The 26239-nt window shown below is 71.1% G+C and carries 25 protein-coding genes; 9 read left to right on the forward strand and 16 right to left on the reverse strand.

Going from position 1 to position 26239, the window contains the following annotated elements; translation table 11 throughout:
- Positions 1-20 precede the first annotated feature (20 nt).
- Positions 21-935: a TrmH family RNA methyltransferase gene (locus MED01_RS34305; protein ID WP_238672653.1), complete on the reverse strand. Its 915-nt coding sequence runs from the start codon at positions 933-935 to the stop codon at positions 21-23.
- Positions 936-961: 26 nt separating this feature from the next.
- Here MED01_RS34305 and MED01_RS34310 point away from each other — a divergent pair, with 26 nt between their 5' ends.
- Positions 962-2809 carry a thiamine pyrophosphate-requiring protein gene (locus MED01_RS34310; protein ID WP_238672655.1) on the forward strand — a complete coding sequence of 616 codons (1848 nt, stop codon included), beginning with the start codon at positions 962-964 and terminating at the stop codon, positions 2807-2809.
- 356 nt (positions 2810-3165) lie between these two features.
- Here MED01_RS34310 and MED01_RS34315 read toward each other — a convergent pair whose 3' ends face one another.
- Positions 3166-3831 carry a response regulator gene (locus MED01_RS34315; RefSeq protein WP_196925564.1) on the reverse strand — a complete coding sequence of 222 codons (666 nt, stop codon included), beginning with the start codon at positions 3829-3831 and terminating at the stop codon, positions 3166-3168.
- Positions 3828-5126 (reverse strand): sensor histidine kinase, encoded by a 1299-nt coding sequence (locus MED01_RS36260; RefSeq protein ID WP_238672657.1) that lies wholly within the window; start codon positions 5124-5126, stop codon positions 3828-3830. The genes MED01_RS34315 and MED01_RS36260 overlap by 4 nt, the downstream gene beginning before the upstream one ends.
- Before the next feature lie 142 nt (positions 5127-5268).
- Between MED01_RS36260 and MED01_RS34325 the strand changes: the two genes are divergently transcribed.
- Positions 5269-6495 carry a serine hydrolase domain-containing protein gene (locus MED01_RS34325; protein ID WP_238672658.1) on the forward strand — a complete coding sequence of 409 codons (1227 nt, stop codon included), beginning with the start codon at positions 5269-5271 and terminating at the stop codon, positions 6493-6495.
- 162 nt (positions 6496-6657) lie between these two features.
- On the opposite strand, the gene MED01_RS34330 is transcribed toward MED01_RS34325, so the two are convergent.
- Positions 6658-6828, reverse strand: a complete 171-nt coding sequence (locus tag MED01_RS34330) for a hypothetical protein (RefSeq protein ID WP_238672659.1) — start codon at positions 6826-6828, stop codon at positions 6658-6660.
- On the opposite strand from MED01_RS34330, the gene MED01_RS35970 reads away from it, so the two are divergent.
- Positions 6815-6943, forward strand: coding sequence for a hypothetical protein (locus MED01_RS35970; protein WP_274526660.1), 129 nt, complete (start codon positions 6815-6817; stop codon positions 6941-6943). The genes MED01_RS34330 and MED01_RS35970 overlap by 14 nt on opposite strands.
- A 103-nt stretch (positions 6944-7046) precedes the next feature.
- Here MED01_RS35970 and MED01_RS34335 read toward each other — a convergent pair whose 3' ends face one another.
- From MED01_RS34335 to MED01_RS34345, 3 genes are read right to left on the reverse strand one after another with little or no spacing between them, the layout of a single operon-like run.
- Complete coding sequence (locus MED01_RS34335; RefSeq protein ID WP_238672660.1) at positions 7047-8072, reverse strand: hypothetical protein; 1026 nt, start codon at positions 8070-8072, stop codon at positions 7047-7049.
- A gap of 26 nt (positions 8073-8098) precedes the next feature.
- On the reverse strand, positions 8099-9088 hold the full coding sequence (locus MED01_RS34340; RefSeq protein ID WP_196925560.1) for an ABC-2 membrane transporter-related protein: 990 nt from the start codon (positions 9086-9088) through the stop codon (positions 8099-8101).
- Entirely contained in the window at positions 9085-9972 is an 888-nt protein-coding gene (locus MED01_RS34345; RefSeq protein WP_238672661.1) for an ABC transporter ATP-binding protein, read from the reverse strand. The genes MED01_RS34340 and MED01_RS34345 overlap by 4 nt, the downstream gene beginning before the upstream one ends.
- Positions 9973-10093: 121 nt before the next feature.
- Between MED01_RS34345 and MED01_RS34350 the strand changes: the two genes are divergently transcribed.
- Together MED01_RS34350 and MED01_RS34355 are read left to right on the forward strand one after the other, a co-directional pair.
- The gene (locus MED01_RS34350) at positions 10094-10756 is read left to right on the forward strand and encodes a response regulator transcription factor (RefSeq protein WP_196925558.1); all 663 of its coding nucleotides are present in this window, start codon (positions 10094-10096) and stop codon (positions 10754-10756) included.
- Positions 10756-11844 carry a sensor histidine kinase gene (locus tag MED01_RS34355; protein WP_238672662.1) on the forward strand — a complete coding sequence of 363 codons (1089 nt, stop codon included), beginning with the start codon at positions 10756-10758 and terminating at the stop codon, positions 11842-11844. Before MED01_RS34350 ends, MED01_RS34355 begins: the two co-directional genes overlap by 1 nt.
- Before the next feature lie 130 nt (positions 11845-11974).
- Here the strand turns inward: MED01_RS34355 and MED01_RS34360 are convergent, their stop codons facing one another.
- From MED01_RS34360 to MED01_RS34375, 4 genes are all read right to left on the reverse strand, one after another.
- Positions 11975-14179 carry a transglycosylase domain-containing protein gene (locus MED01_RS34360; RefSeq protein ID WP_238672663.1) on the reverse strand — a complete coding sequence of 735 codons (2205 nt, stop codon included), beginning with the start codon at positions 14177-14179 and terminating at the stop codon, positions 11975-11977.
- A gap of 343 nt (positions 14180-14522) precedes the next feature.
- Complete coding sequence (locus MED01_RS34365) at positions 14523-15290, reverse strand: hypothetical protein (RefSeq protein ID WP_238672664.1); 768 nt, start codon at positions 15288-15290, stop codon at positions 14523-14525.
- 133 nt (positions 15291-15423) lie between these two features.
- Positions 15424-16530 (reverse strand): SPFH domain-containing protein, encoded by a 1107-nt coding sequence (locus MED01_RS34370; protein ID WP_238672666.1) that lies wholly within the window; start codon positions 16528-16530, stop codon positions 15424-15426.
- 5 nt (positions 16531-16535) lie between these two features.
- Complete coding sequence (locus tag MED01_RS34375) at positions 16536-17009, reverse strand: NfeD family protein (RefSeq protein ID WP_091403880.1); 474 nt, start codon at positions 17007-17009, stop codon at positions 16536-16538.
- A 121-nt stretch (positions 17010-17130) separates the two neighbouring features.
- Between MED01_RS34375 and MED01_RS34380 the strand changes: the two genes are divergently transcribed.
- The gene (locus MED01_RS34380; RefSeq protein ID WP_238672668.1) at positions 17131-18432 is read left to right on the forward strand and encodes a serine hydrolase domain-containing protein; all 1302 of its coding nucleotides are present in this window, start codon (positions 17131-17133) and stop codon (positions 18430-18432) included.
- 33 nt (positions 18433-18465) lie between these two features.
- On the opposite strand, the gene MED01_RS34385 is transcribed toward MED01_RS34380, so the two are convergent.
- Positions 18466-19278, reverse strand: coding sequence for a DUF3097 domain-containing protein (locus MED01_RS34385; protein ID WP_238672670.1), 813 nt, complete (start codon positions 19276-19278; stop codon positions 18466-18468).
- A gap of 354 nt (positions 19279-19632) precedes the next feature.
- On the opposite strand from MED01_RS34385, the gene MED01_RS34390 reads away from it, so the two are divergent.
- On the forward strand, positions 19633-20427 hold the full coding sequence (locus MED01_RS34390) for an Rv1486c family protein (RefSeq protein ID WP_238672671.1): 795 nt from the start codon (positions 19633-19635) through the stop codon (positions 20425-20427).
- Between the two features lie 205 nt (positions 20428-20632).
- Here MED01_RS34390 and MED01_RS34395 read toward each other — a convergent pair whose 3' ends face one another.
- From MED01_RS34395 to fabG, 4 genes are all read right to left on the reverse strand, one after another.
- Positions 20633-21412 (reverse strand): HAD-IIA family hydrolase, encoded by a 780-nt coding sequence (locus MED01_RS34395; RefSeq protein WP_091403868.1) that lies wholly within the window; start codon positions 21410-21412, stop codon positions 20633-20635.
- A 15-nt stretch (positions 21413-21427) separates the two neighbouring features.
- On the reverse strand, positions 21428-22456 hold the full coding sequence (locus tag MED01_RS34400; RefSeq protein ID WP_238672672.1) for a ferrochelatase: 1029 nt from the start codon (positions 22454-22456) through the stop codon (positions 21428-21430).
- Between the two features lie 100 nt (positions 22457-22556).
- Complete coding sequence (gene fabI / locus MED01_RS34405; RefSeq protein WP_238672674.1) at positions 22557-23324, reverse strand: enoyl-ACP reductase FabI; 768 nt, start codon at positions 23322-23324, stop codon at positions 22557-22559.
- 27 nt (positions 23325-23351) lie between these two features.
- Positions 23352-24107, reverse strand: a complete 756-nt coding sequence (fabG, locus tag MED01_RS34410) for a 3-oxoacyl-ACP reductase FabG (RefSeq protein ID WP_238672675.1) — start codon at positions 24105-24107, stop codon at positions 23352-23354.
- Between the two features lie 155 nt (positions 24108-24262).
- Between fabG and MED01_RS34415 the strand changes: the two genes are divergently transcribed.
- Together MED01_RS34415 and MED01_RS34420 are read left to right on the forward strand one after the other, a co-directional pair.
- Positions 24263-25492 (forward strand): sensor histidine kinase, encoded by a 1230-nt coding sequence (locus MED01_RS34415; protein ID WP_238672677.1) that lies wholly within the window; start codon positions 24263-24265, stop codon positions 25490-25492.
- Positions 25489-26151 (forward strand): response regulator, encoded by a 663-nt coding sequence (locus MED01_RS34420; RefSeq protein ID WP_238672678.1) that lies wholly within the window; start codon positions 25489-25491, stop codon positions 26149-26151. Before MED01_RS34415 ends, MED01_RS34420 begins: the two co-directional genes overlap by 4 nt.
- The last annotated feature ends 88 nt before the right edge of the window (positions 26152-26239 follow it).

The raw sequence follows: 26239 nt of genomic DNA on the forward strand, positions 1-26239 counted from the left end.
GCCATGCAAGCTGATGCGGTCTACTCGCCGCCGGACGGCATGTCGTCGCGTCCCAGCTCCCAGAACGCCACCGCCGCTGCGGCGGCCACGTTCAACGAATCCACCCCGCGCCGCATCGGAAGGACCACCCGCACGTCGCTGGCGGCCTGGGCCGCCGCGGTGAGGCCGGGCCCCTCGGCGCCGAGCAGCAGCGCCGCTCGCTCCCGCTGCGCCGGGGTCAACCGCTGCATCGGTACGGCGTCCGGCGCGGGCGTCATCGCGAGCACCGTGAAACCGGCCTCCCGCACCTGGTCCAGGCCGGCGGGCCAACGGTCGAGCTTCGCGTACGGCATCGCGAAGACCTCACCCATGCTGACCCGGACACTGCGCCGGTAGAGCGGGTCGGCGCAGGTCGGCGAGAGCAGCACCGCGTCGACACCGAGCGCGGCGGCCCCCCGGAAGATCGCGCCCAGGTTGGTGTGGTTGTTCACGTCCTCCAGGACGACGACCCGGCGCGCGGTGGCGAGCACCTCGGCCGCCGTCGGCAGCGGCTGGCGGTGGAACGACGCCAGCACCCCCCGGTGTACGTGAAAGCCGGTGGCCCGTTGCAGCACGTCCTGGGTCGCGGCGTACACCGGGGCGTCGCCGGTGTCCAGGTCGGCGAGCTGGTCGACCCGCTTGGCGTCGACCAGGTACGACCGGGCCGGATAGCCCGCGCGCAACGCCCGGCGCAGCACCAGCTCCCCCTCGGCGATGAACAGGCCGTGCGGTGGTTCCCAGCGGGTGCGCAGCTCGACGTCGGTGAGCGCCCGGTAGTCGGCGATCCGGTCGTCGTCAGGGTCGGTGATCTGGTGTACGGGCACCGGACGATTCTGCCGGACGCCGGGCAGCGCGCTCCGACGCCCGCTCGACGACGTGTTTTGTCCGAATAAGAAGGGGAATGACCGGCGTAGCATCGGACGCGACGGGAAGGACCAGCCAGGTGAGCGCAGACGACACCACGCCGGACGAGGCGGGCGCTCTGCCCCGGCGTCCGACCGTCGCCGACCACATCGTGTCGCGGCTGTTCAGCTGGGGTGTGCACCGCTACTTCGGCTACCCCGGCGACGGCATCAATGGCATGACCTCCGCCCTGCAACGCACCAACGGGCGGGCCCAGTTCATCCAGGTCCGCCACGAGGAGACCGCCGGGTTCGCCGCCTCCGCGCACGTCAAGTACGGCGGCGGGCCGCTGGGCTGCGCCCTGGTCACCAGCGGGCCGGGCGCGATCCACCTGCTCAACGGCCTGTACGACGCGAAGCTCGACCACCAACCGGTGATCGCCCTGGTCGGGCACACAGCGACCACCGCCGAGGGCGGCGGCTACTACCAGGAGGTGGACCTGCTCGCCCTCTACAAGGACGTGGCCGCGGCGTTCCTGGCCCAGCTCGACAATCCGGCGCAGGTCCGCCACCTGGTCGACAGGGCGTGCCGGACGGCGTTGGCCCGGCGTACCGTCACCGCCCTGGTCCTGCCCCTGGACATCCAGGACGAGCCGGCCGTACCGAACCCGCCGCACGCGCACGGCTACTACCAGACCAGCAACGCGCCGAGCAGCACACCGACAGTGCCACCGGAGGCCGACGTACGCCGGGCGGCCGAGGTCCTGCGCGGCGGGCAGCGGGTGGCCATGCTGGTCGGCCAGGGCGCCCTCGGCGCGCGCGACGAGGTCCGCGAGATCGCTGATCGGCTCGGGGCCGGCGTGGCCACCGCGCTGCTCGGCTTCACCGCCGTCGACCACCGCGAGCCGTGGGTGACCGGCGCGATCGGACTGCTCGGCACACGACCGAGCTGGCAGTTGATGAGCGGCTGCGACAGGCTGCTGATCGTGGGCAGCAACATGCCGTACTCGGAGTTCTACCCGCCGCCCGGGCAGGCCCGCGCGGTGCAGATCGACCTGGACGGCACCCAGCTCGGGCTGCGCTACCCGACCGAGGTGAACCTGACCGGCGACGCCCGCCCCACCCTGCGGGCGTTGCTGAACGAGCTGGGCCCCGGCCCCGGGCCGACCGCCTGGCGGGCGGAGGTCACCGAGGCCACCTCGGCGTGGCGTCGGGTGCAACACGACCTGGCCGAGCAGACCGCCGACCCGGTCAACCCGCAGTTGCTGTTCCACACGCTGAACGAACGGCTGCCCGACGACGTGCTGCTCGCTGTCGACTGCGGCACCACCACCGCCTGGTACGCCCGACACATCCAGGTACGCCCCAGCATGCTGGCCAGCCTCTCCGGCACGCTGCTGTCCATGGGCGGCGCCATGCCGTACGCGCTGAGCGCCAAGTTCGCCCACCCGGACCGGCCGCTGGTCGCGTTGATCGGCGACGGCGCCATGCAGATGAACGGCGTCAACGAGCTGATCACCGTGGCGAAGTACTGGCGCAGCTGGGCCGACCCGCGCTTCGTGGTGCTGGTGCTCAACAACCGGGATCTGGCGTTCGTCAGCTGGGAACAGCGCTCCACCGAGGGGACACCGATGTTCCCGGACAGCCAGCAGTTGCCGGACATCGCCTACCACCAGTGGGCGGAGGTGCTCGGGCTGCACGGCGAGTTGATCGACTCACCGGATCAGGTACGGGACGTCTGGGACCGGGCGCTCACCGCCGACCGACCGGTGGTGATCAACGCCCTGGTCGACCCGGCGGAGCTGATGCTGCCACCGCACTTCACAGTCGAGCAGGCCCGCAAGACCGCCGCCGCGGTGCTACGCGGCGACACCGACTGGGCCGGAATCATCCGCCGCGGCATCCCCGCCACAGTGGCCAGCTACCGCCCCCGCCGCCGAGACCGCTAGGTTCTGTCTCGTAGATCTTGGTGGTCGGGGACGGCGCGTAGCCGGTCAAGGGTTTCGACCAGGTCAAGGGTGGCCTGGAAGTGAAAGCCGAGCTTGTCGTAACGGGTGGCGAGGCCGCGCCAGTGTTTGCATCGGTTGAAGCCGACCTCTTCGGGCGCACCTACAAGACCGCCAGCGCCTGGAGCAGCTATGCACAAGCCGACTGGACCGCCTACCTCAACAGCCGCTTGATTCTGACGGCCATAGGTGGCCCCACCTCATGGTCCGCTGGAGCCCACGGGCCTGGGCTGGACGGCTATTCGGCGCGGATCGCCTCGGCGAGCTGGTCGAACGTGCGCTCCAGGACCGCTGGCCGCTCAATGGTCGGCGGCTCCCGCGCGGACGACGCCGGATTCGTACGCGTACACCACGGCCTGGACCCGGTCGCGCAGGTTGAGCTTGGCCAGCACGCGACTGACATGGGTCTTCACGGTGCCCTCGGACAGGTGGAGCCGGTCGGCGATCTCGACGTTGGACAGGCCCCGGGCGACGCGCGTGAGCACCTCGCGTTCCCGCTCGGTCAGCACACCGGGGTCGGTGACGGCGGCCTGCGGTGCTCCCGCCGGTACGTATCGTTCGAGCAGCCGGCGGGTCGCGCTGGGCGCCACTACCGCGTCGCCGGTGGCCACGACGCGGATCGCGGAGAGCAGGTCGGCGGCGAGGGTGTCCTTGAGGAGGAAGCCGCTGGCGCCGGCCCGCAGCGCGGCGTAGACGTACTCGTCGAGGTCGAAGGTGGTCAGGATCAGGACCCGGGTCGGGCCCGCCCCGCCGGCCCGGATCAGGCGGGTGGCCTCGACCCCGTCGACGGATGGCATCCGGACGTCCATCAGCACGACGTCCGGTCGCAGCTCGCGCGCCATGGCGGCGGCCTGCTCCCCGTCGGCGGCCTCGCCGACCACCGCCATGTCGGGCGCCTGCGTCAGGATCAGCCGGAATCCGGTACGGACCAGTGCCTGGTCGTCGGCGAGCAGCACTCGGATCATGCTCGCCTGTTTCCGATCGGCAGGTTGGCCCACACCTGGAACCCGCCGTCGGGCCGGGGGCCGGCGGTGAACCGTCCCCCCAAGAGGTGGACCCGTTCCCGCATGCCGGACAGGCCGTTGCCGTCGGCCACCACCACGCCACCTCCTTTGCCGCCGCCATCGGCCCCGCCTCCGACGGTACCGTTGCGGATCTCGATGTCGAGCTCGGTCTCCCGGTAGCACAGAACGATGTCAGCGGACGAACCCGCGTCGGCGTGCTTCATCACGTTGGTCAGCGCTTCCTGCACGATGCGGTACGCCGACAGGTCCAGCGGCGCGGGCAGCGGCGCGGCCACGCCATCGATGCGCAGCCGTACCTCGGTGCCGGCACGGCGTACCTGGTCGACCAGGGTGGGCAGCTGCGCCAGTCCGGGTGGCGGGTGCCACGCGTCCTCGCCCTCGCCCAGTGCGTCGAGGACCCGGCGCATGTCGGTGAGGGACGCGCGGCCGGTGCGCACGATCGCATCGAGCGCGACCCGGGTCTCAGCCGGCTGGTCGTCCAGGGCCGCCACGCCGCCCTGCGCCTGGATCACGATGAGGGACAGGCCGTGCGCGACGACGTCGTGCAGCTCCCGGCTGATCCGGTCGCGCTCGGCGGCCATGGCGAGGGCGGCCCGCTGGTCCTGTTCGCGCTGCAGGTCCCGTGCCCGGGCGGCGAGCTGGTCGAGGTAGGCGCGGCGGCTGCGGCTGCCGGAGCCGATCGCCCACGCCGCGACCAGCGCGCCGCCCAGCACGGCCGGGCCACTCCACCGGGCCGCCCCGCCGGTGTTGTCGCCGGTGATCAACTCGGTACGTTCGAACGCCGGGCCCGCGCCCTGTTCGACGTTGTTGACCTGGAAGGCCATCGATGGAATGCCCGGTGCCGACCGTCCGCGCAGGGCGAAGTATCCGTTCCAGCAGAGCAGGACCAGCAGGACGCCGGCGAGCGTGGCCAGGGACGTCGCCGGCGATCGGCGGGCGGCGACCGTGTACACGAGGATCAGCACGGCGGCGTCGGACCCGCCGATGAGCGAGCCCTGCGCCACGTGTGCCGCGACGCATACCGTGCTGACCACCAGCATCGCGAGCGGCCAGCGGTTGCGCAGCCCCACCGCGATCACGGCGACGCCGGTCGCGATCCACCAGAGCACCACGGCGCGCTGGTGCGGGGGGCCCAGCAGCGCGACCGCGGCGAGCAGGCCGGCCGCGAGCGAGGCGTCGCGTAGCGCCGCCCGACCGGCCAACCGGCGTGCCGCGGTGAGGACCTGTCCTGCCACCGGGCAAGCCTACGGTCCGCCGCCGGGCCGCCGCGTCTGTCGTACGACGGACCCGGGCGTGGCGCACATCCCTCCCGCGACAGAACGCGATGACGACTCCGGCCGGATGCGGGTAGCGCACCCGGGACCGGAGGCTGGTGGCATGACCACACTGCGACCCTCTCGACGCTCCGTGCTGGGCCTGCTCGGAGCAGTGCCGCTGGCCACCGGCGGGCTGCTGGCGGTACCCGCCTCCGCCCACGCCGGTGCCGAGTCCGACCACCGCGGGTCCGATCCCGTCCCGGCGGACCTGCGGCCCGGCGGAGCGCTGGATCAGCTCATCGCCCAGTCCGCCGCCACCGACCGGTACTCCGGCACGTTGCTGTTGCTGCACAACGGTCGCCCGGTGCTGTCGCGCACGTACGGCATGGCCGACAAGGAGCAGTCCATCCCCAACCGGCCGGACACCATCTTCGCGCTCGGCTCGATCACCAAGATCTTCACCGGTATCGCGATCGGCCAGCTCGTACAGCAGGGCAAGGTCGCCTACCACGAGAAGCTGAGCGCCTACCTGACCGGCTTCCCTGCGGCAATCGGCGACACGGTGACCGTGCATCAACTGCTGACGCACACCTCGGGCCTGGCGGACGTGGCACGCGATAGCGGCGACGTCCTCAGGTCCTGGACCAGCGAGGCAGAGGTGACCCGCGAGCTGTTGAAGCTCGTCCAGGCGGCACCGTTGCTGTTTCCGCCCGGCACCGGCTACACATACAGCAACAACGGCTACATCACCCTGGCCTACATCGTCGCCGCCGTCTCCGGCCAGAGCTTCTACGACTACGTCCGCAAGCACATCTTCCGGCCGGCCGGGATGATCAGCTCCGACTTCTACAACCGCGATCAGTGGGACACCAACCGCCGCATCGCCCACCCGTACGCCCCGCCGCCGTCCGGCGGCGCGCGCGTCGACAACCACCTGCTCGACACGTACATCGGCCACGGGGCCAGCGGCGCCTTCTCCACAACCCCCGACCTGACCGCGTTCGTCAGCGCGCTGACCGGCGGCAAGTTGCTCGACACCGCGTACACCTGGCTGGCGACCACCCCCAAGTTCCCGGCGCCGCCGCTGCCGCCCAAGCCCGGCCTACCCGCGCAGTCCCTGTTCGAGTGCTACGGCCTCAGCGCGGTTCTGGTCAACGACCACTGGGGCCTCGGCCACAAGGGCGGCACCACCATGGGCATCTCGACCGCCCTGGAGTGGTACCCCGCCAACGGGTACGTCTACGCGAACCTCTGCAACTACGAGGCCGGCAGCACCACACCCATCGACACCCAGGCTCGACTGCTGATCACCGGGGCCGGAGAACACCGGCCCCATCCCCGTCACTAGGCGACTTCTCTGGCCCAGCCGGCCAAGAGCTGTGGCCCCGGCGCAGAACCGGGGCCACAGCGGAAGTTCTATGCCAGCCGACGAGCACCCCGATGGCCCGCAGACGGAGGGCCTCCGGCCCGGAGCAACACACACATCTGCCGCGAAGTGTTCACGACCAGGTCAGACGAACCAGTTGAACAGCAGGTCACCAAGCCGGCCCGGACGGTGGTAGGTGACATCGCGGCGTTCTTCGTCGGTAAGCAGCCGGAGGGACCGATCCTCGATCGGTTGCTCCAGCTCCGCGGTAGCTCGACGGTTCTCCACAATTGCCCACCGGATGCTCAAGGTCATCCCGAGCGACGTAGTCACCGACCTCGCCTCCGTCCACCCGGCCGTGCTCGACCTGCTCGGTGCCATCCGCACCTTCATCGACGCCTACAACCAGCGCTGCGAACCGTTCCTCTGAACCAAGACCGCCGACCAGATCCTCACCGAAACCCACCGTCAAAAGAACTCCGACACGCGACACTGGGCAACGCGTCGGAGTCCCATCTCCTCGCCCCGGTGTGTCAGGTCCCGAATTCCAATGCGCCTGACTCGAGTTCGCGTCGGAAGAACGTTTCTGGGTGCATGAGGCCGCCGGGGGGATCCGCTACGGCGGTGGCTCGTCGCCGGAGTTCCGTGATGTACTTCGTGTCCAGGACGGTGGAGGCGGCGATCTGTTGCCGCAGGATGAGCGCTCGGGGGCCGGTGTAGAGGTAGGCGTCTGCGCCGGGGTAGCCGTTGGCCGCGGGCGGCTGCCCGGGCCGGGACTCGAAGTAGGACGCGTCGAGTTGGCCCAGCCAGGTTCCTGCGAACGGGACGACCGACGGCACCGGCCAGCCGGCCATCCGCTTTTCCAGCTTCTTGTTGTCCTTCTGGAAGCCGAAGTGCGGGGCGACGGTGTACGTGACGCCAGGGAACTCTTGCTCGTACATCGCGACCGCGCTGCCGGCGCCGTGCAGCAGGTGGCTGATCCCGAAGAGCATAAGTGCCTTGCGGTCTTTGGAGAGCACCTCACTTTTCATCAGCGCGGCGATGGTGCGGTCCCGTTCCTCGAAGGGCGCGAGGCCTTCAGGGCTGGTCACCTTGCTCCAGTCGATGGGCGGATCACAGGCCACCACGCGCAGTTTCTCCGCCGGCGGCAAACCCCTGTTGACCTCGCGCACGAGCGGGAAGAGCCGCTCGTAGAAGACCGAGAAGCCGCAGCTCGGCTGGGTGGTGTTGCGCCACACCTGGCGTACGTCGCCCAGCGGCACGTCCTCGCCCGCGATGTAGCGGTCCAGAAGTGGCTGGTAGAGCGAATTACCGCACTCGACGGCGATGACGTCGGCCTTGCTCGGGAAGGCGGGATTGCGGATCAGGTCGAGGAAGATGTCGTTCGGACTGGCTCCGGCCACTACGTCGTAGCGGTCGAACGCGGCGAGGATGGCCTCCTGGGCATCCTGGGGGCGGGCGCCGGAGGCGGCACCCGGTGATGACTCGGACGGCATGGCGACCAGCAGGGCGGCACCGGCCGCCAGGGCCGCGGCGGCGATGTAGGTGAGCTTGCGCATGAGGCCTCCTATGGACGGCTTCGTGGTCACGCGAGGCGGCGGACGCGGCGGACTGCGAGGTAGAGCAGCAGGGCGGCGACGGCGACGAAGATGCCGGTCTCGATGCCCTGGAACAGCCAGAACCGGGTTCCGGGTTGGTAGAGCTGCCAGTTGTAGGCGCCCGAGGTGATGCCGAGGTCGGCGCCGCACGCGCCTCCCGGTCCGGCAGCCTCGGGGGCGCAGGCGATCTGCGCGTTGGCCGTGACCATCTTGCCGGAGGCGTCGCGGATACCGTAGGACAGGATCCAGTCGCCGGCGGCCGGGTTGGTCTGCTCGACGGCGTCCTGCAGGGGGAATGTCACCACGCGGGCGGGCAGGTAGTGCGGCCGGGCGAGTGTCGTCAGGACGATGCGCAACCCGAGGAACCCGAAGAGCGTGGCGGACATCGCCGGCAGCACCTTGGGCCAGATGGTGCCGGCGAAGATGCCGAGCGCGACCGCGAAGATCGTGTAGCCGATCGGGGCAGTGCCCTGCATGTCGAAGAAGAAGACGTTGAAGCGGCCGTGCTGCCCGGCCTGACTCATCGGGGTCAGCCACCACGAGACGCCCAACCCATAAACCACCGAGGCGACGAGCGCGACCGCGCCGGCGACCCCGAACTTGACCAGGGCCCAATGTCCCCGGCTGACGCCCTGGGTCCAGACCACGCGGTGGGTGCTCTGCTCGATCTCGCGGGCGACAAGCGGCGCACCCCAGAACAGCCCGACCAGCAGCGGCAGGACGAGGAAGAGCACGCCGATCATGGTCATCACGCCGTACTGGCCGTTGAACTGGACGGACGCCTTGCCGCAGGTGTCGGCGTCGGCCGGGATCATCGAGGCGGTACCCAGCGCGCTGACGCAGTCGTCCAGGCCCAGGTCGGCAAAGGTGTGCCGCATGGCCAGACCGGTGGGGACCATGAACACGGCGAGCAACGCGAGGCCGATCGCGGTGAACAGTGCCTGCTTGCGGTGTTGCCGCCAGGCGAGCCAAATCATGCCGGCACCTCCCATTCGGTGTTCGGCTGAGAGGTGCCATCGCCGAGGTAGGCGAGGATGAGGTCCTCCAAAGTGACGTCGTACGCCTCCCATGCCGAATCGCGCAGCGTTGCGTTCGTGCGGACCAGCAGCGTGGACTGCCGGTCGGTGTGCTCGGCCCGTATCACCTGCGCGATCCCGGCGGGCAGCGGGCGGTCGTCTCGAGGGCCGACGAGCTGCCGGTGTTCGGCGAGCAGGGCACTGACGTCGCCGGTGAGCTTCACCTGTGAGGCATGCAACACGATGAGGTGGTCGCAGGTGCGTTCGAGGTCCGCCAGGATGTGCGAGGACAGCAGCACCGTGGTGCCTGTCTCGGCGACGACGCCCATCAGCGTCTGGAGGAACTCGCGCCGGGCCAGCGGGTCGATGCTGGCGACCGGTTCGTCGAGCAGTAGCAGCCGTGGGCGCTTGGCCATCGCCAGGGCGAGGGCAACCTGGGCCCGCTGACCGCCGGACAACTTGCCGACCGGCTTGTCGCGCGGGATGCCGATCTGCGCCAGCCGGCGGTGCGCTAGTGCCGTATCGAAGCGCCGGTTCAGCTTGGCTCCCATGGTGAACAGCTCGTCCGCCGTGAAGTCCCGGTACAGCGGGGTGTCCTGGGCCACGAAGCCGACCTCGGACAGGACGGCGACGTTGTCGTACGGCATCCGGCCGAAGACCCGTACGGTGCCGGCGTCCGGCCGCAGCAGACCGACCGCCAAGTGCAACAGGGTGCTCTTGCCCGCTCCGTTGGGGCCGACCAGGGCGGCCACCCTCCCGGCCGGCAGGCGCAGCGAGCAGTCCTGCAACGCCCAGGCCTTGCCGTACCTCTTTCCGAGCTGTTCAGTTTCGAGAACGATATCCATCCGTAACCCTTCCGTCCTGCTCACGCGGTGTGCAGGTTTCAGTTCTACGCAGACGCCGGTGTCATCACGGTGCCGCCGGGTGACACCGTTCTGATACCCAGGCAGTGGCAGGGTGGGGATCATGCGCGTACTGGTGGTCGAGGATTTCGAGGTGCTGGCCCGTACGGTGGGTGTCGGGTTGCGTCGTGAGGGCATGGCGGTAGACGTGGTCCTCGACGGCAACGCGGCCCTCGATCACCTGGCCGTGACCCGCTACGACGTGGTGGTACTCGACCGCGACCTACCGGGCGTGCCGGGCGACGAGGTGTGCCGCCGGATCGTGGAAAAGCACTCGGCGACCCGGGTACTGATGCTTACTGCCGCCTCGACGGTGAAACAGCGGGTCGACGGCCTGGACCTCGGCGCCGACGACTACCTCGCCAAACCGTTCGACTTCGCGGAGCTGGTCGCGCGGGTGCGGGCGCTCGGCCGGCGGGCGGGTCCGGCCATGCCGCCCATCCTGGAGTACCGGGAACTCACGCTCGACCCGGGCCGGCGGGTCGCGACCCGCGAAGGACGCCGGCTGGAGCTGAGCCCGAAGGAATTCGCCGTCCTGGAATGCCTGCTCGCCGCAGACGGCCGGCTCGTATCGGCGGAGGATCTACTCGAACGGGTCTGGGACGAGGCGGCGGACCCGTTCACCACGGCGGTGAAGACCACCATCCGCCGCCTGCGGACCAAACTGGGCGACCCCGCCATCATCCACACCGTTCGCGAGGGCGGCTACCGGATCGGCGAACCGTGATGCGCGTCCGGATCCCCCGGCGGAGCCTGCATGCTCAGCTCACGCTGCTCTACGCCGTGCCCTTCCTGATCTCAGGCGTCGTGCTGCTCGCGATCCCGCTGCTCGGCAACAGGCAGGCCACCCCGGCGGGCCTGATCGCGGACCCGGCCGTCGTTACGAACGACGGCGGTCGCCTGGACCGACAGTTCACCACATCGGCGTGGGCCATAGCCGGCATGGTGGTGGTCTCCCTCCTGCTCGGCTGGTTCGTCGCCGGCCGGTTCTTGCGGCCGCTGCGCACCATCACCGCCACCGCCCGGGAGATCTCCGCCAGCGACCTGCACCGCCGGCTCGGCCGAACCGGACTCCACGACGAATTCACCGACCTGGCCGAGACGCTCGACGACCTGTTCCAGCGGCTGCAGGCCGCGTTCGAGTCGCAGCGGCACTTCGTCGCCAACGCCTCGCACGAACTGCGTACCCCGCTCACCGCCGAACGGACGGTGCTCCAGGTGGCGCTCGCCGACCCCGACGCCACCACCGAGACGCTACGGTCAGCGTGCCACGAGGTCCTCACGCTCAGCGACCAACAGGAACGCCTCATCGAGGCGCTGCTCACCCTGGCGCACGGCGAACAGGGCCTCCAACTGCACACCCCACTCGACGTCGCCGACACCGCCGCCGAGGTAACCGCCGCCTGCCATCAGGACGCCGCAAGGCGGGGAATCCGGATACACACCTCCCTCGAACAGGCACCGGCAACCGGCGACCCCGACCTGATCGAGCGCCTGATTGTCAACCTGGTCGACAACGCCGTGCGGCACAACGCGCCGGGCGGGTGGGTGGAGATCAGCACGATGACCACCGCGACCGGCAGCGCCATCCGGGTCAGCAACTCCGGCCCGGTGGTGCCGCCCGGTGAACTCGACGCGCTGTTCCAGCCGTTCCGGCAGGTCGGCAACCGCCGGACCAGGCACCCAGACGGACACGGGCACGGACTCGGTCTGGCCATCGTCCGCACGATCGCCAAGGCGCACGGGGCGACCCTCGACGCCCGGACCCGGACCTCCGGTGGTCTCGACATCGAGATCAGGTTCTCGGATGAATGAGCTGCGGTCAGCCGGCACGCACCTGGTCGGTGCGAGCCGAGCAAGATCAGGTGGGCGCTCATCGGCATTACCCGGACCTGTCAAAGGGCGGGGCGGGGCGGATCGGCGTGCGGGGGGTGGGGGTGGATGGTCAGCCTCGGCGGTCGAGCCAGCGTTGGAGGGCCGAGCGGGGGTCGTCGTCGGTGGTGGGGTCCTGTCGACGGTTCGGGACCGTCGGGCGCTCCACCGGGCGGTGCGGGTCGCCGGCCAGCTCGTGGCTCGGTGCGGCGAACGCCTTCTCCGGTTGGCCCTTCACTGCGGTGGCGATGACCCGGGCGACCGCGTCGATCACCTTGGTCTGCACCGCGGAGCCCACCGAGTCGGCCGGGTCGTCCGGGTTGGCGGCGATACCGGCCACCGCGACCTGCGGGGTGAAGCCGACGAACGTCTCGGTGGAGTTCTGCTCCGAGCTACCCGTCTTACCAGCCACCGGCCGGCCGTCGAGGATGTCGTTCACACCGGTGGCGGTGCCACCGTTGCACTGCCCGAACGCCGACTGCTGACCCACCGGGCAACGGGCCGCGTCGGTCGCGGCACGGGCGACGTCGGCGTCGAGCACCCGCTTGCAGGAGGGCTGCCCCACCGGCACCTTCGTGCCGTCCGCGCCGGTCACCGAAACCACAGGCACCGGCGTGCAGTAGGTGCCGTCGGCGGCCACCGTGGCGTACGCGTTGGCCAGGTCCAGCGGGGTGGTGGCCGCCACGCCCAGGGTGAACGAACCCCAGTTCGCGGCGTTGTTCTTGGCGAAGGCGGCGTCCGAGTCGGCGCGGAACGTGATGCCGAGCCGCTGCGCCATCTCGACCACCTTGTCCTGGCCGACCTGCTCGGCCAGCCAGACGAAGTAGGTGTTCACGGAGCGGCCGAAGCCGTCCCACATCATCCGGTACCCGTCCATCCAGTCCGGGTTGGCGTTCGCCGGGCACCAGTGGCCGTCACAGCTACCCGGCCCCTCGGCGGCGTACCGGGTGGGCAGCTTGGCGGGCGCGTCGAAACCGGTGGAGAGGGTACGGCCCGACTCCAGCGCGGCGAGCATGGTGAACAGCTTGAACGTGGAACCCGCCTGGTACCCGTCGACGCTGGCTCCGCCGGAGATCAGCGGGTTGACGGTGTTCGGGTAGTTCGCCTGCCCGGCCGGGTTGTCGGCGAGGCTGTAGTGCCTGTTGACGGCCATCGCCAACACCCGCCCGGTGCCCGGCTGGACCGCCGCGATGGGCAGGGCGCGCTTGTTGTCGTAGGAGTAGACCTTGGTGGCCTGCTGCTGCGCGGTGGCCTGGATCTTCGGGTCCAGCGAGGTGACCACCGTGTAGCCGCCCGACCGCAGTGCCTGCTCGCGCTCCGCGACGGTGGCCCCGAAGGCCGGCTGGGTCAGCCACCACTGGCGCAGGTAGTCGCAGAAGTAGCCCCAGTCGTCGTGCCCCTGGGAGACGGCGGTGCAGCCGTTGGGCTGGGCGGTGGGGTGCAGGGCCAGCGGCTCGGCCTTGGCCTGGGCGGCCTGCGCGGCGGTGATCGCGTTGGTGGCGACCATCGAGTCCAGCACGTACGACCGGCGGGCCAGCGCCTCGTCCTTGTCGCCGCTGATCGGGCTGTACGCGTCCGGGGACTGCACCAGACCGGCCAGCAGGGCCGACTCACCGAGGGTCAGCTGCGCCGGAGGCTTGCCGAAGTACCGCTGGCTGGCCGCCGCGATCCCGTACGCCCCGGAGCCGAAGTAGGCGATGTTCAGGTACCTGTCGAGGATCTCGTCCTTGCCGAGGCTCTTGTCGAGCGCACTCGCGTACCGGATCTCCTGGATCTTGCGGCCCACCGTGGGATCGGTGGCGGCGGCGCGTTCCTCGGCGGTGCGGGTGGGATCGGTCTTGAGCACGTTACGGACGTACTGCATGGTCAGCGTCGAGCCGCCCTGCTCGGTGCCGCCACCCTTGACGTTGGCCACCAACGCCCGGGCCAGGCCGCGCAGGTCCGCGCCACCGTGGTCGTAGAAGCGCCGGTCCTCTGCCGCCACGATCGCCTGCCGCATGACCGGGGCGATCTCCGACAGGGAAACGTCGGTGCGGTTCACGTCGTAGAACGTGGTGATCAGCGTCTTGCCGTCGTTGGCGTAGAGGTACGAACGCTGCGGCGTGGCCGGGGTCTTCAGCGAGGCCGGCAACGCGGCGTACGACCCGAGCGCGGAGCGGGCCGTGAGCCCGAGCAGCAGGTTGCCCGGCAGGGCGGCGACTGCCAGGACGAGCCCGGCCAACACGCCGGCGAGCAGCACTGTGAACAGCCGCGACAGCGGCGAGCGGGGGGCGGCCATGCAACCCAGGATTGCCACAAAAAGCGCCAACCGACCACCCCCACCCCGCGATTGTCAGCAACTTCACGCCCACCCACCAGCCAACTCCCACCCCACCCCCTCCGGCCCCCACCCCAGTGATCACGGGCTCGCCAAAAGGTTCAGAGTCGACCGAAGGCCGGCCCCGGCCCCGGCCCCGGCCCCCGGGCCCCGGCGATTGGCCCGCGTTGATCATGAAGTTATTGCCACGACACGCCGTGGCCGAGCGCAATAACTTCATGATCAACGGGCGAGGGGCGGGCCTGAGGCCGGGTGGGGTGGGTGGGGAGGGGTGGGTGGGGAGGGGTGGGGTGGGGTGGGTGGGTTAGGGGTTTGGGGTACTCAGGCTGGCGGTGGCGGCGTCTCTGGCGGTTTCACGGGGCATCAGGCGGCCGGAGCGGTAGCCGATGCCGATGCCGGCGATCAGCACGAAGATCGCGCCGAAGGTCTGCAAGGAGCCGATCAGGGCACCGCCGAGGCCGAGCAACGGCGCAGCGATGATCAACATGACGCCGTCGCCGAGGCTGAAGGTGCCCGAGCGGGCCACCGCCCACCCGGTGAGGAACCAGCCCGCGCTGTAGAACGTGGCGCCGAGCAGGACCAGCGACCGCGCGGTGGTGCCGAAGACCGGCGTCTGCTCCTCGAACCCGGCGAACGGCAGCATCAGCACGGTGCCGGCGATGCTGACCAGCAGCCCGGCGGCGGCCGCCCGGCGGCTGCGGGTCGCGGCCAGCAGCCCGGTGAGGGCCAGCAGCGCGAGCAGACCGAGCCAGACCGCGGCCACCCAGCCGATCAGGTACACCGCCCGGCCGTTGGCCGGATAGGGGTCGTTGCCCACCCCTCCGTCGCTGGCCATCGCCACCGCGCCGTAGAGGATGGCGTACGCGGGCAGCAGCCAGACCGCCGCCCGCGCGAACCGGCGCACCGACCAGGCCCAACTGGCGTTCGTGGCGGGGGCGCCCGGGGTCGGCTCACCGACGAAGGGCAGTACGCCGAACCCGCCACCGCTGCGCCGGGAGCCCAGCGGGGCGACCGGGTCATGTGCGCCGGGCACCGGGGCCGAGGACCACATCCGATTCGCCGGATCCTTCATGCGTCACCTCGCTCGTCGTCGAGCGGTGCACCGACGCGCCGGGGCGCCCCGATTGCCTGGTCACCACCCGTCCTAGGACCGATCGTGGCAGGCGTCGGAGCGCCCCATGAGTCTTTCTCGTATTAAGCCGTGATCAGCCGCGCTCACGCTGGTCGGCCGGGTCCTCGACGAGGCTGGTCGGCGACACCGGCTCCGGTGCGGGCAGCCCCTGCCGCCCCTTGCCGCCGGTGGCCTGCGCCTCGGCGACGCGTACCTCGTCGTGGATCTGCTGGGCCGCGTCCGCCGCGGCCTGCGCCGCCTCGGCGGCCTCGCGCTCGACCTGGCTCGCCTGGTCCGCGGCCTCCGGTGCGGGCAGGTCCCCGACCATCTGGCTCAGCCCACCGAGCGCGCCACCCATCCCCTCCAGGGCCTTGGTCAGCTCGGCCGGGACGATCCAGACCTTGTTGGCGCTGCCCTGGGCGATCTGCGGCAGAGCCTGCAGGTACTGGTAGGCGAGCACCTTCTGGCTCGGGTTGGCCTGGTGGATCGCGTCGAAGACCGTACGGATCGCCTTCGCCTGACCCTCGGCCTGCAGGATCCGGGCCTGGCGGTCACCGTCGGCGCGCAGCACCGCCGACTGCTTGTCACCCTCGGCGGTGAGGATCACCGACTGCTTGTGCCCCTCGGCGGTCAGGATCGCCGCGCGGCGGTCCCGCTCGGCGCGCATCTGCTTCTCCATCGAGTCGCGGATGCTGGCCGGCGGCTCGATCGCCTTGATCTCGACCCGGGTCACCTTGATGCCCCAGCGGCCGGTGGTCTCGTCAAGCACACCCGAGAGGTGCCGGTTGATCTCGTCCCGGCTGGTCAGCGCCCGCTCCAGATCGAGCGAACCGATCACGTTACGCAACGTGGTGACGGTCAACTGCTCGATGGCCTGGAGGAAGCTGGAGATCTCGTAGGTCGCCCGGACCGAGTCGACCACCTTGAAGTAGAGGACAGTGTCGATCGAGACCACCAGGTTGTCCGAGGTGATCACCGGCTGCGGCGGGAAGCTGACCACCTGCTCCCGCATGTCGACCTTGGTACGGACCGCGTCGATGAACGGCACCAGCAGGTTGAGGCCGGGGCTGAGGGTGCGCTTGTACTTGCCGAGCCGTTCCACCACGTCCTGGCGCTGCTGCGGCACGATCCGCACAGCCTTGGCCAGCGTTATCACGGCGATCAACGCCACCGCGATCACCACCACCCCGATTAAGGTCATCCCGTTCACCCTCTCGATTCCGGCAGCTCGCCGGCGGAAGAAACATCGTCCTGCCACACCAGGGCTGTCGCGCCCCGGACCTTTATCACCCGAACCCGTTGACCGGGGTCGTAGACCTGTGTCGTGTCGTACGACCGGGCGCTCCACAACTCACCGTCAATCTTGACGAGACCCTGCTCGGCGTCCACCCGTTCCAGCACCAGCGCCGTGGAGCCCTCGATCGCCTCCACGCCGAACGGCTGCTCGCCACTCTCCAGCGCGGAGCGGCTGTGCCGCCGGATAACCGGCCGCACCACCACCAGGCTCAACGCCGACACCACAGCGAAGACCAGCGCCTGCACGGCGACCGGCGCGCCCAGGGCGGCAGCACCGGCGGCGGCGAACGCACCGGCCCCGAACATGATCAGAAATAGCGTCGTCGTAAAGATCTCGGCGACGGCCAGCAGCACACCCAAAACGATCCACACCACGGCGTCCACCCCCCGATCGTGACACGCGAATGCACGAGCAGCCCACCCGTGAAGATCAGTAGGCTCGGCGAGACCTTTTCCGGCCCGTCAAAGACACCACGAATCGGCGGCCCGACCCGAGGAGATTCCGTTGACTCTGCTCCCCGAGACCGCCCGACAGATCGACACCCGGGTCGCCCAGGCACAGGCCGACGGTCACACCCCGTCGCTGGTGCTGGGCGTGGTCCGCGACGGCACGCTGGCGCATGTGGCCGTCGCCGGCGAACACCCCCGCCCGGATGTCGACCTGCAGTACCGGGTGGGCTCGATCAGCAAGACGATGACCGCCACCCTGATCATGCAGTTGCGCGACGCCGGCCGACTGGCCCTGGACGACCGGCTGGAGCAGCACCTGCCGGGCACCGGTGTAGGCGCGCTCACAGTGCGCCAACTGCTCGGCCACGCCAGCGGCATCCAACGCGAACCCGAGGGCGACTGGTGGGAGCGGGCGGCGGGCGTCGATCTCACCACACTGCTCGCCGGGGTCGACGCCGACAAGATCGCTTATGCGCCACACCGCGCGTACCACTACTCCAATCTGGCGTACGGGCTGCTCGGCGGGTTGCTCGAACGGCTCACCGGGAAACCGTGGGCCGACCTGCTCGACGAACGGATCCTCACCCCGCTGGGCCTGCGCCGCACCACCTACGCGGCCACCGAGCCGTACGCCCGCGGCTACGTCGTCCACCCCTGGCACGGCACGTTGCGCGAGGAACCCCGTACCGACACCGGTGCCATGGCCCCCGCCGGGCAGCTCTGGTCGACGATCGAGGACCTGGGGCGCTGGGCCGCGTTCCTGGCCGACCCCGACCCGTCGGTGCTGGCCGGCGAGACGCTGACCGAGATGTGCGCCCCCGTGGTGATCAGCGATCTCGACTCCTGGACCGGCGGGCACGGCCTGGGACTGGAGCTCTACCGTGACGGCGAGCGCGTGTACGTCGGGCACGGCGGCTCGATGCCCGGGTACGTGGCCGCCCTCGTGGTGCACCGGGCCAGCCGCACCGCAGTGGTCGGCTTCGCCAACTCGTACGGCTTCCCGATCACCGGGCTCGGCCGCCAGCTGCTCACCACGGTGCTGGACGCCGAACCGGCGTTCACGCAGCCGTGGCGACCGGCCACCGCCGCGCCGGCTGCCGAGTTGGCCGAGCTGACCGGCCGCTGGTGGTGGATGGGCACTCCGCTGGACCTGAGCTGGGACGCTGGTGACCTGCTGGCCCACGTACGCGGTGAGCGGGTGAGCCGGTTCACCGCCGAGGGGACGGACCGCTGGCGGGGACGTTCCGGCCCGGAGAACGGCGAGATCCTGTCGGTGCTGCGCGACGACAACGGACTGGCGCGGGCTGTCGACATCGCCACGTTCGTCTTCACCCGCAGCCCGGACGAGGTGCCCTGAACCGCCGCTGGGCGGATTCGGCGGACCAGGCGGTCAGGCCGGCTCGGTGACGAAGTCGATGAGGCGTTCCATGGCGTTGATCAGAGGGGTCTCCACGTCGGCGAAGCTGTTCACCCGGGACAGGATGTGCCGCCACATGTCGGCCGGCTCGGCCACCCCGAGGGCCGCGCAGACACCCTCCTTCCACGGCCGCCCCGGCGGCACCACAGGCCAGGCCGCGATGCCCAACGCGGCCGGCTTGACCGCCTGCCACACGTCCACGTAGGGGTGCCCGGTCACCAGCACGTGCGGCGAGTTCACCCGGGCGACGATCCGGCTCTCCTTGCTGCCCGACACCAGGTGGTCGACGAGCACGCCGAGTCGTCGGGTCGGGCCGGGGCCGAAGTCGCGTACCTCGGCGTCGAGGGCGTCGATGCCGTCCAACGGCTCGACCACCACGCCCTCGATCCGTAGGTCGTCGCCCCAGATCCGCTCGACCAGCGCGGCGTCGTGGATGCCCTCCACCCAGATTCGGCTGGCCTTCGCCACCTGGGCCCGGACGTTGTCCACGGCGACCGAGCCGGACGCGGTCCGCCGACGGGCCGCCGGCACCGCGGCGCGGGTCGGGCGGCGCAGCGTCACCGGACGGCCGTCGAGCAGGAACGCCGCCGGCAGCAGCGGGAAGTTGCGCCGCCTACCGTGCCGGTCCTCCAACACCACAGCTCCGGCCTCGAAGCCCACCACCGCTCCGCAGAACCCGGAGTCGGCATCCTCGACCACGAGATCCGGTTCGGCGTCCACCTCGGGGGTGACCTTGCGCCGTCGCCAGTCGCCCGCCAACACGTCCTCGCCGTATCGCCCCGCCATGTCGATCACGCTAAACCCAGCCCGCACTCACCTCGCTCCCCGACACACCGCGCCACGCCCACAGCCGCCCCCGCTGCCCCATCCCCTCCGCCGATCATGGACTTTTGGTGCCTCACAAAACACTCGCAATCGGGACTTGTCCCCCACCACAACTCCATGATCGACCTGAGCGGCGGGAGGGGCGGCGGGTGGGCGGCGGGGTGGGCGGCGGGTGGGCGGCGGGGAGGGTGGGCGGCGGTGGCGGCGGGTGGACGCAGGTCAGGCACGATGGGGCGAACAGGGCAGTTGGGGGCAGGCCGGGCGACCGGAGCGGCAGCCGAGACAGGGCCGGTCGCGACCACGTACCCTTTCGGCATGTCCACCCCCGCAACGGGCGCGGCCACTCTCGCGCCGCGCCGGTCCAGCCGGTTCGTTGCCTGGGTGCGCGCGTGGCGCGCCGGGTTGGTGCCCTACGACGAGGTCGCCGACGCCATCGCCGGCGACGAGGAACACCTCGTTGCGGACGCCCCGGGCACCTGGACCGACGTCCCGCTGGGTGCCGCGCTGCCCACCCTGGCCAAGCTCTCCCCGGACGAGATCCGCCTGGTGCTGCCCGCGCCGGGCGACCCGAGGGGTCTGCCCGGCCCCGGGGACTTCGCCGGTGCGGCGCTGGTCACGGGTGAGGCGGTGGTCGCCGGTGGGCTCGGGCTGATCCCCCAGGTGCGGCTGCACACCTCCGGCTCCGGAGACTGCTTCGAGACGGTGCTCTGGCGGGTCTACCCGCTGCCGGCCAACGCCCACGCCGCGTCACTCTCGTTGCCTGGCGCCGCCGAGGCGGAGGCCGAGTTGGCCGCCGCGCTGGCCGAGACGACAGCCGTCCTGACCCGCCTCGACGTCGCCCAGTGGCGGCCCGAGCTGGCCGGTGCGCTGGCTGCGCTCCGCCGCCCGGACGGCACCACCGACCTCCCACCGGGCTTCGACCCGCGGGCCCGCCGGCTCTTCGCCAGGGCCGCGGTGCTCGACCGGGTGCTGGCGTTGGCAGGGCACGCCGCCCCGGGCGGCGCGATCAACAACTACGAGGCGCAGCAACGGGACGCGGCACTTCGCCCCCTGACCGCTGCCTGCCGGCAGGCGCTGGTGGCCGCCTGCAACGCCCCCCTGCGCCCCTGACCAGCACCGCCGCCACGAGCACCGCAACACCGCCGCCCGGACCGCGACGACCAACCGCGACGCGCGCCTGCGCCGCCCCACCACACCCATGATCGTGCTCGATCCAGGATGTAGTGGCCTCCCGCCGCAGGGTCACCACTAAATCCTGGTTCAAGCACGATCATCAGCGCTAGCGCACCGCGCGGGCGAGGAGGACCGGGGCTGGTCAGATCTCGTCGAGCAGGTCAGCGACCGAGTTGATGATCCGCGACGGGCGGTACGGGTAGCGCTCCGCCTCGGTGCGGCTGCTGATCCCGGTGAGCACCAGGATGGTCTCCAGCCCAGCCTCCAGACCGCACAGGATGTCGGTGTCCATCCGGTCACCGATCATCGCGGTGCTCTCCGAGTGCGCGTTGATGGTGTTCAGCGCCGAGCGCATCATCATCGGGTTGGGTTTGCCCACGAAGTACGGCTCGACCCCGGTCGCCTTGGAGATCATGGCGGCGACCGAGCCGGCGGCGGGTAGCGCGCCTTCCACGGACGGGCCGGTCACGTCGGGGTTGGTGCAGATGAACCGGGCGCCATCGTTGATCAGGCGGACGGCCTTGGTGATCGCCTCGAAGCTGTACGTGCGGGTCTCGCCGAGCACCACGTAGTCGGGGGCGAAGTCGGTCAGCACGTAGCCGACGGCGTGCAGCGCCGTGGTCAGCCCCGCCTCACCGATGACGTACGCGGTGCCACCCGGTCGCTGGTCGGCGAGGAACTGGCCGGTGGCCAGGGCTGAGGACCAGATCGACTCCTCCGGCACGTCCAGCCCCATCCGGCTGAGCCGGGCCGTCAGGTCCCGCGGGGTGTAGATCGAGTTGTTGGTCAGCACCAGGAACGGCTTGCCGGAGGCGCGCATCCGGTTGATGAACTCCGGCGCGCCGGGCACCGGCTGGCCCTCGTGCACCAGCACGCCGTCCATGTCGGTCAGCCAACTCTGCACGGGCTTACGGTCATGCATGATGATCCTCAGAGGTCAGGGGCGACGGGTCGGCACGCAACAGACGGTGGGGCAGGTGTCCCACATGGGCAGCTCGCCCAGGCGGCGGCGCAGCTGCGCGCCGTCCGGGTCGGTCCGCTCGGTGACCAGCTCACGCACCATGGTCACGAAACGCGGGTCGGTGCCCGGCGTACCGGCCCGGACGAAGTCCAGGCCGAGCTGCTTCGCCGTCTCCAGCGCTTCGGTGTCCAGGTCCCACACGACCTCCAGGTGATCGGAGACGAACCCGATCGGGCTGACCACCACGCCGGTGGTGCCGCCGTGCGCGAGGGCGGCCAGGTGGTCGTTGATGTCCGGTTCCAGCCACGGCACCTGCGGCGGGCCGGAGCGGCTCTGCCAGACCAGGTCGTACCCCAGGTCGGGTGCGGCGGCAGCGGCGACGAGCCGGGCGGTCTCGTGCAGCTGCGCCTCGTACCGGCCGCCGTGCGGGCCGGCGTTGGCAGCCATCGAGTTGGGGATGGAGTGGGCGGTGAAGACCAGCCGGGTGGTGTCCCGCTTCGCCGGGTCGAGCTGGTCCAGCGCCGCCCGGACCGCGTCGACGTGCGGCTCGACGAAGCCGGGGTGGTCCCAGAACTGACGCAGCTTTTCGATCACCGGGGCGTCCGGGCCGACGGCGGCACGGGCGGCGGCGATGTCCTCCTGGTACTGCCGGCAGGACGAGTAGCCGCCGTAGGCGCTGGTGACGAAGGCCAACGCCCGGGTGATCCCGTCGTCGCGCATCTGGGTCACGGTGTCGGCGAGCATCGGGTCCCAGTTGCGGTTGCCCCAGTAGATGGGCAGGTCGAGACCGTGCGCGGCGAAGTCGGCGCGGACGGCGGACAGCAGGTCCCGGCACTGCTGGTTGATCGGGGACACCCCACCGAAGTGCTGGTAGTGCTCGGCGACCTCGACCAGTCGTTCGGGGGGCACACCCCGACCCCGGGTCACGTTCTGCAGAAACGGCATCACGTCCTCGGGCCGTTCGGGCCCGCCGAAGGACACCAGCACCAGCGCGTCGTACGACATGGGGTCATTCTCGCCCCTCGGCCGGGACGTCCCGGCGACGCCCCCTGGTCCGGACGCGTAGATCACGCGGACGGTGACCAGGGAGCGTCACGGTGCGGCGTCAGGAACCGATGGCGTGGTAGCCGCCGTCGACGTGGACGATCTCGCCGGTGGTGGCCGGGAACCAGTCGGAGAGCAGCGCCAGGCAGGCCCGCGCGGCGGGCTCCTGGTCGGTGAGGCTCCAGCCCAGCGGGGCGCGCTGAGCCCAGGCTTCCTCGAACTGGTCGAAGCCGGGGATCGACTTCGCGGCGATGGTGCGCAGCGGCCCGGCGGCGACCAGGTTGCTGCGGATGCCCTGCTTGCCCAGGTGCAGCGCCAGGTAGCGGGACGCGGACTCCAGGCCGGCCTTGGCCACGCCCATCCAGTCGTAGACCGGCCACGCCTTCGTCGCGTCGAAGGTCAGGCCGACGACCGCGCCGCCGGGCGACATCAGCGGCAGCGCCGCCATCGCCAGGGACTTGTACGAGAAGGTGGACACGTGCAGGGCGGTCGCCACGTCCTCCCAGGGCGCGTCGAGGAAACCGCCGCCGAGGCAGCTCTGCGGGGCGAAGCCGATCGAGTGCACGACACCGTCGAGGCCGTCGACGTGTTCGCGGACCCGGTCGGCGAGGCCGGCCAGGTGTTCGGTGTTGGTAACGTCCACCTCGATGACCGGCGCCGGCTCGGGCAGCCGCTTGGCGATCCGCTCGACCAGGGAGAGCCGGCCGTAGCCGGTGAGCACGACCTGCGCGCCGTTCTCCTGAGCGAGCTTCGCCACCGAGAAGGCGATCGAGGCGTCGGTGATGACACCGGTGACGAGCAGTCGCTTACCGGCGAGCAGTCCGGACATCGCTGATTTCCTCCGTAGTCAAAAGGGTTAGTGGCCCATGCCGAGGCCGCCGTCGACCGGGATGACGGCGCCGGAGACGTACCCGGCGCTGTCGGAGGCCAGCCAGGTGACCACGGCGGCGACCTCGTCCGGGCTGGCCATGCGGCCGGCCGGGATGGACTTGAGGATCTCCGCCTTGCGGTCGCCGGAGAGGCCGGCGGTCATGTCGGTGTCGATGAAGCCGGGTGCCACCACGTTCGCGGTGATGTTGCGGCTGCCCAGCTCTCGGGTGATCGAGCGGGCGACGCCGACGAGGCCAGCCTTGCTGGCGGCGTAGTTGACCTGCCCGGCGCCGCCGGCGAGGCCGACCACCGAGGAGATGAAGATCATGCGGCCCCACTTGGCGCGGAGCATCTTGCCGGAGGCCCGCTTCGCGACCCGGAACGCGCCGGTGAGGTTGGTGTCCACCACGTCGGTGAACTGCTCCTCGGACATCCGCAGCAGCAGCGTGTCGGCGGTCATGCCGGCGTTGGCGACCAGCACCTCGACCGGCCCCAGCTCGGCCTCGACGGCGGCGAACGCGGCGTCGATCGAGGCGGCGTCGGTGACGTCGGCGCGGACGCCGAACAGGCTGCCCTGATGGCCGGCTCCGCCTGCGCCCAACCCCGGCTCGGCTGCACCGGCGCCGGGCACTCCCCCACCCCGGTGGGTGACCGCCACCCGGTCGCCCTGCTTGGCGAAGGCCTGCGCGATGGCCAGGCCGATTCCCCGGTTGCCCCCGGTCACCAGCACGGTACGGGCCACTGTTCCCCCTTGCGAATGGTCAGCACGGACGCGTCGGAGCCTAGGCGTTACCGGCAGGTAAGCGCTAACGGGAGTCGCGTCACACTGGGGTACGACACGGGGATCAACCCCTGGTGGCACGCCTCGTGGCGGGGTCGGCCCGTAGCCTCCGGGTGGTGAACCGGCATCCGATCGTGGTGGCCCTGCGGGCTCTGCGGCAGACAGTGCTCGGCCCGGACGCCCGGCCCGAACGGCCGTTGCTGGCCCGTTGGCCCGGGCCGGCCCGCTACGCAGCGCCGGTCGGTCTGCTCGCCGCGCTCGGCCTCTTCCTGATCACGTTGACGGTGGAGAGCGACTGGGGCCTGCCGCCGCCGATCGCGCTCCTGTTCGCGGCGATGACGGTGGCGCCGCTGCTGGCGCTGCCCCGGCGTCCGCTGCTGGCCTGGCGGCTGACGGTGCTGGCCCTGCTGGTCTGCACCTTCAACGCCCCGGCCGACCAGGCCTGGCCGTGGACCCCGCCGCTGGCGCTCGGGTCGATCGCTGTGGTGGCGGTGGTCTTCGCACGGGTCGACCGGCCGGTGCTGGCCTGGGTGGTGGCGATCAGCACGGTGCCGGTGCTCACCCTGGTCCATCCCGACAACCGGGTCCCCGTCCTGCTGCTGCTCGGCGCGCTGGCGATCGTGGGCGACCTGATCCGCCGCAACCGACTGTCCCGGCACGCGCTGGCGGCGCAGGCCGAGCTGAGCGAACGGGAGCAGGAGCGCCGCGCGGTGCTGGAGGAACGCACCCGGATCGCCCGGGAGCTGCACGACGTGGTGGCCCACCACATGTCGTTGATCGCGGTGCAGGCGGAGACCGCCCCGTACCGGCTGACGGACGTGCCGGCCCCGGCAGCCGCGGAGTTCGTCGCCATCGCCGCGTCGGCCCGTGACGCGCTGACCGACATGCGGCGGCTGTTGGGGGTGTTGCGCAGCGAGACGACCGGACCGCAGACCGCACCGCAGCCGGACCTCACCGACCTGGGCGCGATGGTGGACGCGGCACGCCGGGCCGGGCTGCCGGTGACACTGGACGCCCAGCCGGTGGACGACGACCGGGTGCCCGCGCCGGTCGGGCTGGCCGCGTACCGCATCGTCCAGGAGGGCCTGGCCAACGCGGCCCGCCACGCGGCCGGCGCCGCGGTGCGGGTCACCGTCCGCGCCGGTCAATCCGGTCTGGGGGTACGCGTCGAAAACTCCCCGGCCGACGCCCGACCGACAGCCGACGGCGGCTCCGGGCACGGGCTGACCGGCATGCGGGAGCGGGCCACCTCGCTGGGCGGTACGTTCACCGCCGGGCCGCTGCCCGACGGGGGTTACGCGGTGGCGGCCGAGTTGCCGTACGACGTGGAGGGCGGGGACCGATGATCCGGGTGCTGATCGCCGACGACCAGGCGATGGTCCGGCAGGGTTTCGGCGCGCTGCTCGCCGCCCAACCGGACCTGCTGGTCGTGGGGGACGCCGCCGACGGCGCGCAGGCGGTGGCCGCCGCCCGCCACCTCGACCCGGACGTGGTGCTGATGGACGTGCGGATGCCGGTCATGGACGGGCTGGAGGCCACCCGCAAGCTGCTCGGTGACCGGTCGACGCAGCGACCCCGGGTGCTCATCCTCACCACCTTCGACCTTGACGACTACGTGTACGAGGCGCTGCGCGCCGGGGCCAGCGGGTTCCTGCTCAAGGACGCCCCGGCGGCCGACCTGGTGCAGGCGGTGCGGGTGGTGGCAGCCGGCGACGCGCTGCTCGCCCCGGGGGTGACCCGCCGGTTGATCGCCGAGTTCGCGGCCCGCCCGGACCGCCGCCGCCCCCGCCCCACCGACCTGGCCGGGCTCACGCCCCGCGAGACCGAGGTGCTGCGGTTGATCGCCCGGGGCCGCAACAACGCGGAGATCGCGGGTGACCTGGTGGTGGCCGAGCAGACGGTGAAGACGCACGTCGGGCGGATCCTGGCCAAGCTGGGGCTGCGCGACCGGGCCCAGGCAGTGGTGCTGGCGTACGAGACGGGTCTGGTGACCGCCGGCGAGTAGCCCTGTGGAGCCAGCCCGGGAACGGCTCTGCGGGACGACGACCGGGCCCCGCCCCTGGGCGCACTCTCCCTTCGGACGACATTCCGGA

The sequence above is a fragment of the Micromonospora alfalfae genome (assembly GCF_022230925.1).
Taxonomy (GTDB): Bacteria; Actinomycetota; Actinomycetes; order Mycobacteriales; family Micromonosporaceae; genus Micromonospora; species Micromonospora alfalfae.

Coding starts and splice junctions, on each gene's coding strand:
- MED01_RS34400 (WP_238672672.1), bottom strand. CDS start 22,456: ATGTCGTACGACGCGCTGGTGCTGGTGTCCTTCGGCGGGCCCGAACGG.
- MED01_RS34335 (WP_238672660.1), bottom strand. CDS start 8,072: ATGCGCAAGCTCACCTACATCGCCGCCGCGGCCCTGGCGGCCGGTGCC.
- MED01_RS34365 (WP_238672664.1), bottom strand. CDS start 15,290: ATGAAGGATCCGGCGAATCGGATGTGGTCCTCGGCCCCGGTGCCCGGC.
- MED01_RS34390 (WP_238672671.1), top strand. CDS start 19,633: ATGTCCACCCCCGCAACGGGCGCGGCCACTCTCGCGCCGCGCCGGTCC.
- MED01_RS34360 (WP_238672663.1), bottom strand. CDS start 14,179: ATGGCCGCCCCCCGCTCGCCGCTGTCGCGGCTGTTCACAGTGCTGCTC.
- MED01_RS34305 (WP_238672653.1), bottom strand. CDS start 935: ATGCTACGCCGGTCATTCCCCTTCTTATTCGGACAAAACACGTCGTCG.
- MED01_RS34350 (WP_196925558.1), top strand. CDS start 10,094: ATGCGCGTACTGGTGGTCGAGGATTTCGAGGTGCTGGCCCGTACGGTG.
- MED01_RS34340 (WP_196925560.1), bottom strand. CDS start 9,088: ATGATTTGGCTCGCCTGGCGGCAACACCGCAAGCAGGCACTGTTCACC.
- MED01_RS34345 (WP_238672661.1), bottom strand. CDS start 9,972: ATGGATATCGTTCTCGAAACTGAACAGCTCGGAAAGAGGTACGGCAAG.
- MED01_RS34370 (WP_238672666.1), bottom strand. CDS start 16,530: ATGACCTTAATCGGGGTGGTGGTGATCGCGGTGGCGTTGATCGCCGTG.
- MED01_RS34330 (WP_238672659.1), bottom strand. CDS start 6,828: ATGACCTTGAGCATCCGGTGGGCAATTGTGGAGAACCGTCGAGCTACC.
- MED01_RS34420 (WP_238672678.1), top strand. CDS start 25,489: ATGATCCGGGTGCTGATCGCCGACGACCAGGCGATGGTCCGGCAGGGT.
- MED01_RS34395 (WP_091403868.1), bottom strand. CDS start 21,412: ATGCATGACCGTAAGCCCGTGCAGAGTTGGCTGACCGACATGGACGGC.
- MED01_RS34315 (WP_196925564.1), bottom strand. CDS start 3,831: ATGATCCGAGTGCTGCTCGCCGACGACCAGGCACTGGTCCGTACCGGA.
- MED01_RS35970 (WP_274526660.1), top strand. CDS start 6,815: ATGCTCAAGGTCATCCCGAGCGACGTAGTCACCGACCTCGCCTCCGTC.
- MED01_RS34325 (WP_238672658.1), top strand. CDS start 5,269: ATGACCACACTGCGACCCTCTCGACGCTCCGTGCTGGGCCTGCTCGGA.
- fabI (WP_238672674.1), bottom strand. CDS start 23,324: ATGTCCGGACTGCTCGCCGGTAAGCGACTGCTCGTCACCGGTGTCATC.
- MED01_RS34355 (WP_238672662.1), top strand. CDS start 10,756: ATGCGCGTCCGGATCCCCCGGCGGAGCCTGCATGCTCAGCTCACGCTG.
- MED01_RS34385 (WP_238672670.1), bottom strand. CDS start 19,278: ATGGCGGGGCGATACGGCGAGGACGTGTTGGCGGGCGACTGGCGACGG.